The organism is Candidatus Avelusimicrobium sp. (genome assembly GCF_051874775.1).
Lineage (GTDB): Bacteria > Elusimicrobiota > Elusimicrobia > Elusimicrobiales > Elusimicrobiaceae > Avelusimicrobium.
Genome location: NZ_JBJEGE010000018.1, coordinates 1 through 12,991, shown reverse-complemented (window position 1 = coordinate 12,991; position 12,991 = coordinate 1). Strand labels below are relative to the sequence as shown.

Genomic DNA, 12,991 nt, shown 5'->3' with positions numbered 1-12,991 from the left:
TACTTGAAAGGGAAGAGCAGTCTGTTAATATACGAGCAGTGGAGGAATGTACAGTATAAGTATAGGACCCGGGAGTTTTGGGCATAGGAATTTTCTTTTTTTGGCTTGCCGTTTCTTTGTTTGTGACATTTCCAAAACAGTGTGGATTCAGTAATCAAACGGGGGTGGAGAAGTGGGAGTTTCTCCGCTGGCCTTGACTCGTTTTTTTTTTTTTTGATACAGTGGGAAATAGGCCGCCCCTATATCCCCTGACTGGGGTGTTGTTTTCTGTTTGTTAAAAAGGATTTTGGGGCCATTTAAGGAGATTTTATGAAGAAACTTTATTTCGCTGTATTTATATTATTGTCCAGTTGTGTATGCGCTGAAGAAATGCAGTTTATTACTGTATTGTCTAGTCCTGTAGGCTCATTTAACCGGCTGGAAGCGGTGGACTATTCTGCTCCTGCCCAAGGTACAACGGTTAATTTCTGTACGAAAATTGGTACGGGAGGGAAAGTACAGTTAAAGGGGAATAATAATGTCGATATCGAAAATACGAATTTATCCCCAAACACCACATTAGGCCGTTCAAACGCGGGTGATTACGTTTTGCAGAAAATCACGTTAAACTCGGCCGGAGAATTAGAAGGAAGCCGTTTATTGTCTAAAGTCGTGAATGTATCAGGGCAAGGGGTTGGGAAGTCTAACAATTTGTACGGTACAACGCTGACGGTAGCGGGTGCGAAAGCAACAACGCTGAATGTAAATAACGGAGCATCGCAAATTACTGCACAGCACGAGGCGGCGGATATGGTATGGAGCAACGAGTATCAGGCTGATAAGGCGTGCGGCACAAATTGCGCGCAACAGTATTTGTTAAAATCAAAAGGCCAGAAGCGCACCTGTAACCCGAAATATGGACAGGTTTCTTTGAGTTCCGAGAAATTTGAATATTCCTATTCTTTTAGCGGGGTTGATTTCGCACAAGACACTTGTGACGGAAAAATTACTTATGGTCAGTTTTCGTGCTCAACGGAAGATTTCAATAATAAAAAAGTATGCGTAGACTATTTCGCCGCTACATCAAATGAGGGGTGTGAAAAAGAATATCCGGGGGAGTGGGTTGTATGGCCGGCTCAAGACATTGCGGCTCCTACTGAAACCGATGTTATGGACTATATATTGAATCAGGTGTATCAAGCAAAAAAGATAAGGTTAACAAAAATAGATAAATGTCCGCAAGAAATACTTTCCGTTTGTGCGCAGCAATATTACACAGAGGTTAAAGATGTTTGCCCACTATTACCTATGCACGGATCTTTAGAATCTCCGGGGTTCTGCGCTTTTTGGTGGAGGACGAATCCTACAGAGACAAGTGAGGGGCATCCTCCTCTCTATAGAGTTAGGGCGTTGTATTGTGAGGGTCCGGTTACAAAATGTCCGGCGAGGATGCGTAATGTGGAGTGCTGCCCTGATTAATTTTTATTTTGTATTCCTCTTTGTGCCATATAAAAAACGGTCTTCTTTATCAGAAGACCGTTTTTCGTTCCTTTTAAAGCAAGGATTTTTATTTGATTACTTCTTTTACAATTTTATACGGTGCGGGTTTTTTGGCGGAAATTTTTACCGCTTGCTTAAATAATGCAATCCCGTCCTCCAAGCGTTTTTTGTCCGATGCGTACAGCGTGGCGATGACGTCGCCTTTTTTTACCGCGTCGCCGGCTTTTTTGTCCAGCCAGATGCCGGCTCCGTAGTCAATAGTATCTTCCATTGTATTACGTCCGGCTCCCAACAGTACGCCTGCCATACCGGCAGTCTTGGCATCAATATGCGCTACGTAACCGGCTTTTTCCGCTTTGTATTCTAATTTCAATTTAGCGGGTTTGAAATATTGCTGGGGATGGTCAACGGCGTCGGGGCTGGCGCCCTGCCATTTAATCATTTCGCGCAGTTTGGCGGCGGCTTCACCGTTGTTGATTTTTTCTTCCAATAAGGCGCGTGCTTTTTTAGCGTCTTTAAATTTGCCGCTGAGCATTAGCATTTCGACGGCTTCGCGCATTAACAGTTCGTAGAAATCAGGCGCGAGGGTTTTATCCCCTTTTAAAATCAATACGGTTTGCAGCATTTCGTTAGCGTTGCCGATAGCACGGCCAAGCGGTTGGTCCATATAGGTAATTAGTGCGCGGCATTTGAGCCCGAGCAGTTTAGCCGTGTTAACGAGCGCGCGGGCCAGCTTGCGGCTGTCGTCCAGTTTCTGCATAAACGCACCGGAACCGTATTTTACGTCCATCAGCAAGCTGTCTACGCCTTCTGCGTATTTTTTGGAAAGAATACTGGAAACAATCAGCGGACGGCTTTCCACGGTACCGGTGGCGTCGCGCAGAGAGTAGAGTTTTTTATCGGCGGGAGCAAGGTCCTTGGTCTGGCCGAACATACATACGCCCAGTTTTTGAATTTGGCGGTAAATCAGTTTGGCGGGCACGCGCACTTCAAAATTTTTCATTGATTCCAATTTATCAAGCGTCCCGCCTGTGTGTCCAAGGCCGCGGCCGGACATCATTGGTACCGCCACGCCCGCACACGCCACTAAGGGAGCAAGCGCAATGGAAACGCCGTCCCCTACTCCGCCGGTGGAGTGTTTGTCTACTTTAGGTAGTTTGGTGGCGGAAAAATCTAACCGTCCGCCGGAGTGTGCCATCGCTTTCGTAAAGAGGGCGGTTTCTTTATCAGAAAGCGGATTTAAGAAACAGGCCATCAAGAAAGCGGAAAGCTGGTAATCCGGCACGGTGCCTTTAGCTGCGCTGTTGGCGACAAACGTAAATTCTTCCTGCGATAAAGTTTTACCTTCGCGTTTTTTAATAATTAAGTCAATCATTCTCATTGGTGCGTCCTCCTTTTTGCAGATACCGCCTGATGCCTTTAGCCTATCATTTTGCCACAGAAAAGAGAAGCCCCTTTGTGCGAAAGTAAAAGGGCGGCCGGCACCGTGCAAAATTTGATATCATATACGTAACTTAATGCAGGAGAAAGATATGCAAAAAAGAGCACTCATTCCGGAGTGGATTAAATCTTATTTTAAGTTTATTTTGGCGAACTGGCTGGTATTTACAGCCTTTCGTGTAATCTTTTTATTTGTATTTCGGGCTGCCCTGTTACCGTCCCATTACCACGAATTATGGGAAACTTTTTACATAGGGGCCAAGTTTGATATGCGTGTGGCGTGTGCGCTGGCGATTCCGCTGGGGCTGTTTTTCTCGGTGGGGATTTTTTGGCGCGCCTTGTACAAAATTCGCAAACTGACAGCGGTGTTTTACGGCGTGTTGGAAGCGGCCGTGCTGCTGGTTTATTTTGCCGATTTCGCCCATTATGCATATATTTCAATGCGTATTAACTATTCTATTTTTAAATATTCCGAAAACGCACTTATTTCTTTGCAGATGGCGTGGCAGACGTACCCGTTGTTATGGGCGGTATTTGGTTTAATCGTTTGGGGTGTGTTGTGGGGCTGGTTTGTCAATCGTTTACAGTGTAAAGCCCTCAAAAGCCGTGATGCGTATTATTGGAAAGGCCGCACGGCGTGGCTGGTGTTTGGTGTATTGGCTACGGGTGCGCTGATGTTTGGACAAATCAGCCAGTATCCGTTGCGTTGGAGCAATGCTTATCATTCTACAAACAATTTTATTTGCAATTTAACGCTCAACCCCGCTCTTAACATTTATGATACGGCCCGTTTTGTAAAAGCTGACAGTTTTGATAAAGAAAAAACCGTTGCTTATTACGATACGGTTTCCAAATACCTCGGTGTGCAGCATCCGGATCCGGAAACGTTAAATTTCGAGCGTGTGATTGCTGCCAAAAAAGGTGCGGAAAAACAGTACAACGTCGTGTTGATTTTTATGGAATCTTTAGCGTGGAACAAATTGTCACACAACAATCCGGACATCGATCCCACTCCGTTTGTTAAAGAACTGTCGGACCGTTCTATTTTGTTTACACAATTCTTTTCGCCGACTTCGGCTACGGCTCGCGCGGTGTTTGCTACTGTAACGGGTATACCGGATGTAACATCTTTTAAAACCAGTTCGCGCAATCCGCTTGTCGTAGATCAGCATTTAATTATCAATGCGCTTACGGATTATGAAAAATACTATTTCATTGGCGGCAGCGCAAGCTGGGGAAATATCCGCGGCATTTTAGAACATAACCTGACGGGCGTAAATATGTACGAAGAAGGAGCGTTTAAAAATGAACACCGTAATGACGTATGGGGAATTTCGGATCTGGACTTATTCCGCGAAGCGGACCGCGTGCTAACCGAAGAACAACAAACGCTTAAAAAACCATTCTTAGCATTCATTCAAACGTCGGGATACCACCGTCCGTATACCATTCCCAAAGACAACGCCGGATTCGAGTCCAAAGACATTGGCGCAGAGTTGGCGCATAAACGTAGCTTTGTCAGTGTAGACGAATATAATTCGCTGCGGTTTTCGGACCACGCCCTGCGCGAATTTTTCAAATTGGTGGAGAAGCAGGAGTGGTATGAAAATACGCTCTTCTTTATTTTTGGCGATCACGGGCTGTCGGCTCCGCAGTCCGAAAATATGCCGCGCGGTTATGTGGAGTGGAACTTGATTAACCACCAAATTCCGTTAATCATTACGGGCGGCCCGATTAAAGAAGCGCGGGTGGTGGATACGGTGGCCAGTCAAGTGGATATTTTGCCCACGATGATGGGAATGCTGGGGCGCTCGTATATGACGCGGTCCGTCGGACGCGATGTATTTTCCCCGACCAGATCCGAAGAAGGCGCCCTGATTTACGCGTGGGCGGTTTCTCCGTTTGTATTGGGGTTTGTGCAAGGAGATTACTACTACCACAGCCAAGGCGGAAAGGAAGGGCTTTACAAATATAAGGACAAAAATTACAATGAGGATATGTCTCAAAAAGAACCGGAGCGTTTTGAGCATATGAAAAAGTTGGCGCAGGGGTTGTATGAAACGTCACGTTACCAGTTTTATCACAACCAAAAGAAAAACGAAAGCGATAATTAGGAGATAAAAATGAACGGATTATGGATTGTAGTGGTTATTTTAATTGTGCTGGCCGTGTATGCGGTAAGCGTATACAACGGGTTGGTCGTGCTGAAAAACCGCGTGGATGAAGCGTGGAGCGATATTGAAGTGCAGATGAAACGACGCTATGATTTAATTCCTAATTTAGTGGAAACGGTTAAAGGGTACGCCGCGCACGAAAGCAGTACGCTGGAAAAAGTGATTCAGGCCCGCAATATGGCTATGGCTGCGCACGGAGGGGTGAAAGAAACGGCTGAATCGGAAAATATTTTAACGGGCACGCTCAAATCGTTGTTCGCGCTGACGGAAAATTATCCCGATTTAAAAGCCAATGCTAATTTTATAGAACTCCAACGCGAATTGCGCGATACGGAGGACAAAATTCAAGCCGCCCGCCGGTTTTATAACGGCAATGTATTGGCGTTGAATACGAAGATTGAGCTTTTTCCCAGCAACATTTTTGCTTCTATGTTCCAGTTTACAAAACGCGAGATGTTCCAACTGGCTGACAACGAACAAGAAGCCCGTCAGGCGGTCAAAGTGAAATTCTAGTTTATGGCCACCACTTACGAACATATTGCCCAAAACAAGCGGCGCACCGTGCTGCTTGTTTTGTTATTTCCAATCACTTTTGCGCTGTTTACGTGGCTGGTGTTGTGGGGTTTTTTCGGGCTTGCGCACGGAGACACTGCCGTTCAAACGCGTCCTCAAACGCGCGCGGTGCGTATGGCGGACGGCAGCGTGCGCCATATTCAAACGTCCTCTTCCGTTCCCGCCAAAAGCGGTTTGCAGACGGCAAGCGAATGGATGATGTATATCGGCCCGCTGTGCTGGCTGGGGGCGATGATTTGGATTTTAATCGCCTACTATTCGGGCGATAAAATGCTGCTTCGCAGCGCGGGCGCGATTGAAATTCACCAAGAGGACCAACCGGAAATTTACCGTTTGGTGGAAAATCTGTGCATTACGCGCGGTCTGCCTGTTCCCCGAATTTATATTATGGACGATAACTCCCTAAACGCCTTTGCCACCGGACGGGATCCGCAACACGCGTCCATTGCGTTTACCAAAGGCATCGTGCAAAAACTAGACCGTGCGGAATTGGAAGGCGTAGCCGCGCACGAACTGGCGCACGTGGAAAACCGCGACATCCGGTTAATGCTGATTACGGTGGCGGGTATTTCTTTTTTTACGATGTTAGCCGAGATTTGTTTCCGCGCGGCAGCCTCTTCCAGCCGGCGCAGTAATAAAAATAACGGCAATGCGGCTTTGCTCTTTTTGGTAATGGGCTTTATCTGTATGATTTACGGGTATGTTATTGCGCCGCTTATTCGTTTGGCTCTTTCTAGACGGCGCGAGTTTCAGGCCGACGCCACCGCCGCGCTGACCACGCGCAACCCCGGCGCGCTGGCAAACGCCTTGCTGAAAATTTCAGGCGACAGCCGCGTTGAAGCGCTTGACAAGCGCGAGAGTATGGCCGCAATGTGTATTGAAAATCCGCTGAAAAAAGCAGGGTTATTTTCTTCGCTATCGGGATTATTGTCCACGCATCCTCCGATTGAAGCGCGCGTGGCCGCGCTGCGGGAAATGGACGGCAGAATATAATGGCGACCGCGTATGAATATATCGAGCGCAATAAACGGCGCAGTTTGATATTACTTGCCTTGTTTCCCGTTTCTTCCGTTTTGTTTGCGTATGCGGCGGTATTGGGATTTTATATTTTGTGGGGACTGCTTAAATACGCGCATTACACCAATGTTTTTTCGTTTGCAAGCGTGTGGAACCAGTCTTTTATTTCGGCGCACGAAATGTGCGTGTGGCTGTTACCTTTTTGTTTTGCCGTTTCTTGTTTTTGGGCGTGGATGGCGTACCGTCAGGGGGACCGGATCGTTTTGGATTCCGTAGCGGGCGTGCGCAGCGTATCGCGTTGGGATGAGTTTGACGCCTATACGGCGCTTGAAAACATTTGTTTGACCGTCGGAATGCCGATGCCGCAGCTGTATGTGTTGGAGGACGACTCCTTAAACGCCTTCGCGGTGGGAATGCATCCCGCGCAGGCGGGAATAGTCGTTTCCCGCGGACTTTTAAAACGCTTGGACAGAGTGCAGTTGGAGGCGGTTTTTGCGCACGAGCTGGCCCATATCCGTCATTACGATACGCGGCTGATGGCGATTGTGATTACCTGTACGGCCTTTTTTGCATTTGCGGGTGAAATGTTGATTTACGGTACGGATCGGGAGAATGCTGATCATTCTTGGGAGAGCGTGGCGAACAGAGTTTATTTTCATTCGCACTGTCCGTTGTTTGTTTACCCGGGTTTTTTGTTGATGGCGTATGGATATGTGCTGGCACCGCTGATTCGTTTTGCGCTGTCTCGCACGCGGGAGAGCTTGGCCGACGCACAGGCTGCTTTAACTACCCGCCACCCGCGTGCTTTGGCGCGTGCGCTGTGGCGTATCAGTCAGGACAGCCGTATAGAGGCATTAGACGGGTGTCGTTTAATTGGGATCATGTGTATTGAACGCCCGCAGGGACAGGACCGTTTTTTTGACCGCTTGAGCGGAATGGGGCGTTCTCACCCGCCGGTGGAAGAACGGATCCGCGCACTGAATGATATGGACGGCTTGTTTGACGATACGGATAAAAGATAAGCCGTAAGCGCTTTAGATAAGTTCTGCATTATAGCCGGCTATCGCAAAGGGGTTGACGGAATACGGTTAGAAATAGCACAATAGAAGAAAGGGTTTTTAGGGAGATATTTTATGCGTCGCAGTTTATTTGTTTTAGCCGCACTTGTTTTAACTCCCGCGCTGTATGCGCAGGAGGATTCGGCGCATTTCACACGCGAACAAGTGCTGGATATTTTTTCGCAATACAATCCGTCTGTATTGGAGCGCGCCAAAACCGATACGGATTATAATGCCGTATTAGAAAGTTTTTTGTCTGCATACGAAGCCTCCGATACAAAGCCGGCGCGTACGGAATTAATCGCCGTTGCCCGTAATTTTGACAATTCCATTCGTCTGCAGGCTTTGACGGACATCTACCGGCAGGCTGCCCTAACCTCAAGCTTGATGGGGCAAAGCGCTGATTCCGCAGAAAATTTGTTCCGCGCAGATTTGACGGACGTTTTCAACCGTGTATGGGCAGTAACGGTCTGTTTGCGTGAATATGAATTATCCGAAGCCAAGCGCGTTTTAAAAGATGTGCGGAGAGATAAGACGCTGTCTGCGGACGCGCGCGAAACGCAGACCCAAGAACTTAAAAACCTTATCCGTGTACTGAAGGCAGAGATTAAATCGCTTAAACATAACCGCGGTGCGGCGGTAATGTCCGCCGTAGATTCGTTCGTCCGCCAAACGCAGGAAGAACAAACCCCTCTTTTGCGCGCTGCATCCAGTGCAGTTTCCTCCTCAGAGACGGAAAATTTGCAAATTAAAAGCAAAAATAAAAAACCTGTCGCTAAATAATCCCCCGCTCCGTTTGTCCGGAGCGTTTCCCTTTGTTTTTACCCATTTTATTTTTTAGAGGAAAATAACTGTATGATCAGAAGTGTAATTGATAAAATTTTTGGAACCAAAAGCGAACGCGACTTAAAAAAAATTCAACATTATGTAGATGAAGCTAATCTCTTTACTGCCGAATTTGAAAAATTTACTGACGATGAATTAAAAGCTAAAACGCAGGAGTTTAAAGACCGTTTGGCGCAAGGGCAGACGCTTGCCGACTTGCTGCCGGAAGCTTTTGCCGTGGCGCGTTTGGCGGCGCAGCGCGTTATTGGCCTGCGTCCGTACGATGTGCAGCTGTTGGGCGGCATTGTGCTGCATCAGGGTAAAATCGCCGAGATGGGCACGGGCGAAGGCAAGACGCTTGTAGCGGTGCTTCCTTCCTACTTAAACGCGCTGACGGGCAAAGGCGTGCACGTCGTAACGGTAAACGATTATCTCGCCCGCCGAGACCGCCAATGGATGGGCCCCATTCACGAATTTTTAGGTCTTACCGTCGGTTATATCAACCACGATATGACGAGTGCCGAACGCCGCGAAATGTACGCCAAAGACATTACGTACGTAACTAATAACGAGCTGGGGTTTGACTATTTGCGTGACAATATGGTCATCTCCCGCGAGGACCGTGTCTTGCGGCCGCTGAACTATTGTATTGTAGATGAAGTAGACTCTATTTTAATCGATGAAGCCCGTACCCCGCTTATTATTTCGGGGCCGTCCGACCAAAGTACGGATAAATACTATATTGTAAACCGTTTAATTCCGTCATTAAAAGTTCGTTTGATTACAGAAAAAGACGAAGTAAAAGCCAAATACGAAGGCATTAAGCTGGACGAAGGTGTGGATGCTGTTATCGATGAAAAGGCCCATACCGCCACGTTGACGGATACGGGTATTGCCAAGGCTGAAAAATTTTTAAACGTACAAAACTTATATAACGATGTAGAATCCGAATGGGTTCATCACATCAACCAAGCGCTTCGCGCGCATCACTTATACGAACGCGACGTGGACTATGTGATTAAAGACGGCGAAGTAATTATTGTGGACGAATTTACGGGGCGCCTGATGCCCGGCCGCCGCTGGAGCGACGGGCTCCATCAAGCCGTTGAAGCCAAAGAAGGTTTACAAATTAAAGAAGAAAACCAGACGCTGGCTACCATTACGTTTCAGAATTTCTTTAAACTGTATAAAAAACTTTCCGGTATGACGGGTACCGCCATGACAGAAGCCAATGAGTTTTGGCAGATTTATAAACTGGACGTAGTGGAAATCCGCCCTAACCGTCCTTCCAAACGGCGCGATTTTCCGGATTTGGTGTACTTGACCGAACGTGAAAAATTCAATGCCATTGTGGAAGAAGTAGAGGCATTATGGAAGAAAGGCGCCCCTGTACTGGTGGGGACACGTTCGATTGAAAAGTCGGAAAAATTAAGTTATATGCTGCGGGCGAAAGGGATTCCGCATAAAGTGTTAAATGCCAAATATCACGAAATGGAAGCTCAAATTATCAGTCAGGCCGGCCGCAAGGGTGCAGTAACCATTGCTACTAATATGGCGGGCCGCGGTACGGATATCGTGTTGGGCGGCAATCCTGCAGATCCCAAGGAGCAACAGGAAGTGGTGGCGTTGGGAGGGTTGCACGTAATCGGCAGCGAACGTCACGAATCGCGTCGTATTGACAACCAGTTGCGCGGCCGCTGTGCGCGTCAGGGGGACCCGGGATGTTCCCGTTTCTATATTTCGCTTGAGGACGAACTGATGCGTTTATTTGCCAATACAGCTAAAATTTCTTCCATCTTAAACGCAATGGGAATGAAAGAAGGTGAGGCGATTGAATCACGCTTGATGACGCGCCAAATTGAAGGTGCACAGCGTATGGTGGAAGGGCGCAACTTTGATATCCGTAAACAGCTTTTGGATTACGACAAAGTGATGAACCAGCAGCGTACTGCCATTTACGGCCTGCGCAACGCGATTTTAGACGGGGAAAATATGACGGAAAAATCGCTGCAGATGATGGAAGAAATCATAGACGAACTGGTGGAACAGTATTATCATCCGTCCCATCCGCAGCATTCGGATTTTGAAACATTAAATGTCAGTTTGCGCAATTTTTTCCCTGCGGATTTTGCTTACACGGCGGAAAATGTAGGTCGCAAATCGCGTGAATCGTTTGCAGACGAAATTATTGCCCGCGTGAAGGAATTGTATAATGCGCGCGTGCTGTATTTTACCGAACAGGGAATCAATTTCTCTGAAATAGAACGTATGCTGTTATTGCAGTTGTTGGATAGTGCGTGGAAACAAAATCTGTATGAACTTGACCAGCTTCAAAGCAGTGTCAGCCTGCGCGGTTACGCCCAAAAAGACCCGCTGATCGAGTACCAAAAAGAATCCTATAAACTGTATTGCGCTATGCTTAACCGCGTACGCGATATGATGGTAGGATATATCTTCCGCCTGCAATTGCCTCCGCGCCGTACACCGGCGCAGCGCGCGCAGGAAGCTTCCGCACAAAATGCTGAAAACGGAAAACCTGTTTCCAAGCATATTGGGCGCAATGATCCATGTCCGTGCGGGAGCGGAAAAAAATATAAAAAATGTTGTGGAGCCAATTTATGAAAAATAAATTCAAAAATTTGTTATTGCTTATGAGTGCGGGGTGTGTACTTGTCCTGATTCCGGTATTTTTTGTCCAAGACAAACCGATAGAGGTAACTTTGTCTACCTTAACGGAAAAAGAATTTACTGCGCAACAGGAAACGCAGCAAAAAGCTGCGCAGGCTACCGCGCAAAAAGCCAGAGTGCGCCGCGTATTTCACTGTCAGGCGGATGAAGATTGTATTATTGTGGACAAAGATCCGTGCGGTTGTTTAATCGGGCCTGAGGGCGTAACCGCCATTAACGCTTCATACACGTTGGATTTTAATAAAATGCAGTCGAAAGCAGTTACAAAAGCCTGTCCGGACAGAGCTCTTTCACAAGAAAAAGAATGTAGTCCGTTCGCCGTGCCCGTGTGCCGCGAAAATGTTTGTCAGATTGCGTATTAACGTATGAGAGGTTTTAGGGAAAGAATTGCCGATCAAGACGCGCGCCAGCGAATTTCGTTCGGCGCGCGTCTAAAATGTTTTTTTGCGGGAGTGGGGCAGGTGTTGTTCCTGCTCGTGTGTGCGTTGGCGACGGCTTGGCTGATGTATGAAAGTTTTCCTCGCGCGTCCCGTTCGGAACTGGCGTGGTTTGCGCTTGCCCCGTTTATTTGGGCAATCACCAAAACCCGCGGGTTTTGGTCTTCTTTTTTTTATGCGTGGTTTACGGCGCTGTTGTTTCACGCGGGAATTTTCTATTGGATTTATTATACGTGTTTGCACGGCGGCGGTCTTTCGCAGGGATTGTCTATGGCCGCGTGGCTGGGGCTTAGCGGGTTGTTATCTGTACAATTTGCGGTCTTTGGCGGCAGCTGTTTTTATTTAAAAAAGACGGGAATGTTTTTTCCACTTTTAGCTGCGTGCGGTTTTGTGGCATTAGAATGGGTGCATCAAACGCTGGCGTTTTACGGTCTTGGCTTCCCGTGGCTGATGCTGGGGTATACACAATGGAATGCACCGGAAATCTTACAGCTTGCTGCGTATACGGGCGTATACGGGGTAAGCTTCGTTTTGGCCTTTACGGGCGCCAGCCTCGGTTGGGCGTTTGCGGTAACGAGCGTCAAGCACGGGGTAGGCTATATGAGTGTGGCGGCCCTTGTGTTTTTAGGTTTATTTACTTTTGGCCATTACCGTTTACCCAAAACATCTTTGCGGCACGGGCAGCCTCTGTTGAGTTTAAGTGCATCTGTGATACAGCCGAATATTGACCAATATAAAAAATGGGATAACACTTTTGAAACGGAAATCGAAAATACGCTGACGGATATGGGATTATCTTTGTCTAACACGGACGTAATGCTTTCCGTTTGGCCGGAGAGCGCTGTTCCGACTTCTTTGCAAGACGAAAAGTACCAGCGGCTTTTTGAAATGTTTGCTGCTTCTTCTGGGGCTTATCAGCTGGTAGGTTCAAATGTGTCGGAAGGCGGTAAACAGTACGTGGGAGCCTATTTGGTACCGCCGAATATGGGCGCGCTGCAAAGTTACCGCAAAATAAAGTTGGTGCCGTTTGGTGAATATATTCCGCTTGAAAAAGGGGTCCGTACATTGTTTTCAGATGTGGATGTGCTGGGAGATTTGGGGTCTTTTACGCCCGGAGCGCGGGATCAGCAGCCTCTTAATGTAGGAGGAGTAAGGCTTGGTCTTACGATTTGTTATGAATCCATTTTCCCACAGTTGTGGGTGTCCCAAAGCCGTCAGGGAGCCAAGCTTTTTGTAAACATTACCAACGACGCGTGGTTTTTTGATACGGCTGCACCGTACCAGCATTTAGCTATTAATG

General features: G+C 47.4%; 10 protein-coding genes. 9 read left to right on the top strand and 1 reads right to left on the bottom strand.

Annotated elements, in window-relative coordinates; translation table 11 throughout:
• Positions 1-309 precede the first annotated feature (309 nt).
• On the top strand, positions 310-1,458 hold the full coding sequence (locus tag ACI351_RS03700) for a hypothetical protein (protein WP_439733913.1): 1,149 nt from the start codon (positions 310-312) through the stop codon (positions 1,456-1,458).
• A gap of 88 nt (positions 1,459-1,546) precedes the next feature.
• Here ACI351_RS03700 and ACI351_RS03695 read toward each other — a convergent pair whose 3' ends face one another.
• Positions 1,547-2,860, bottom strand: coding sequence for a thymidine phosphorylase (locus ACI351_RS03695; RefSeq protein WP_439733912.1), 1,314 nt, complete (start codon positions 2,858-2,860; stop codon positions 1,547-1,549).
• Between the two features lie 151 nt (positions 2,861-3,011).
• On the opposite strand from ACI351_RS03695, the gene ACI351_RS03690 reads away from it, so the two are divergent.
• The 8 genes from ACI351_RS03690 to lnt form a co-directional block, all read left to right on the top strand.
• Positions 3,012-5,033, top strand: coding sequence for an LTA synthase family protein (locus ACI351_RS03690; protein ID WP_439733911.1), 2,022 nt, complete (start codon positions 3,012-3,014; stop codon positions 5,031-5,033).
• Between the two features lie 9 nt (positions 5,034-5,042).
• Positions 5,043-5,606, top strand: coding sequence for a LemA family protein (locus ACI351_RS03685; RefSeq protein WP_439733910.1), 564 nt, complete (start codon positions 5,043-5,045; stop codon positions 5,604-5,606).
• A 3-nt stretch (positions 5,607-5,609) separates the two neighbouring features.
• On the top strand, positions 5,610-6,659 hold the full coding sequence (locus ACI351_RS03680) for a M48 family metallopeptidase (RefSeq protein WP_439733909.1): 1,050 nt from the start codon (positions 5,610-5,612) through the stop codon (positions 6,657-6,659).
• Complete coding sequence (locus ACI351_RS03675) at positions 6,659-7,705, top strand: M48 family metalloprotease (protein WP_439733908.1); 1,047 nt, start codon at positions 6,659-6,661, stop codon at positions 7,703-7,705. Before ACI351_RS03680 ends, ACI351_RS03675 begins: the two co-directional genes overlap by 1 nt.
• A 111-nt stretch (positions 7,706-7,816) precedes the next feature.
• Positions 7,817-8,524 carry a hypothetical protein gene (locus ACI351_RS03670; RefSeq protein ID WP_439733907.1) on the top strand — a complete coding sequence of 236 codons (708 nt, stop codon included), beginning with the start codon at positions 7,817-7,819 and terminating at the stop codon, positions 8,522-8,524.
• Between the two features lie 72 nt (positions 8,525-8,596).
• Positions 8,597-11,188: a preprotein translocase subunit SecA gene (gene secA, locus ACI351_RS03665; protein ID WP_439733906.1), complete on the top strand. Its 2,592-nt coding sequence runs from the start codon at positions 8,597-8,599 to the stop codon at positions 11,186-11,188.
• Complete coding sequence (locus ACI351_RS03660; RefSeq protein ID WP_439733905.1) at positions 11,185-11,616, top strand: hypothetical protein; 432 nt, start codon at positions 11,185-11,187, stop codon at positions 11,614-11,616. The genes secA and ACI351_RS03660 overlap by 4 nt, the downstream gene beginning before the upstream one ends.
• Positions 11,617-11,619: 3 nt before the next feature.
• On the top strand, positions 11,620-12,991 hold a 1,372-nt coding region (gene lnt / locus ACI351_RS03655; RefSeq protein ID WP_439733904.1), incomplete at its 3' end, for an apolipoprotein N-acyltransferase.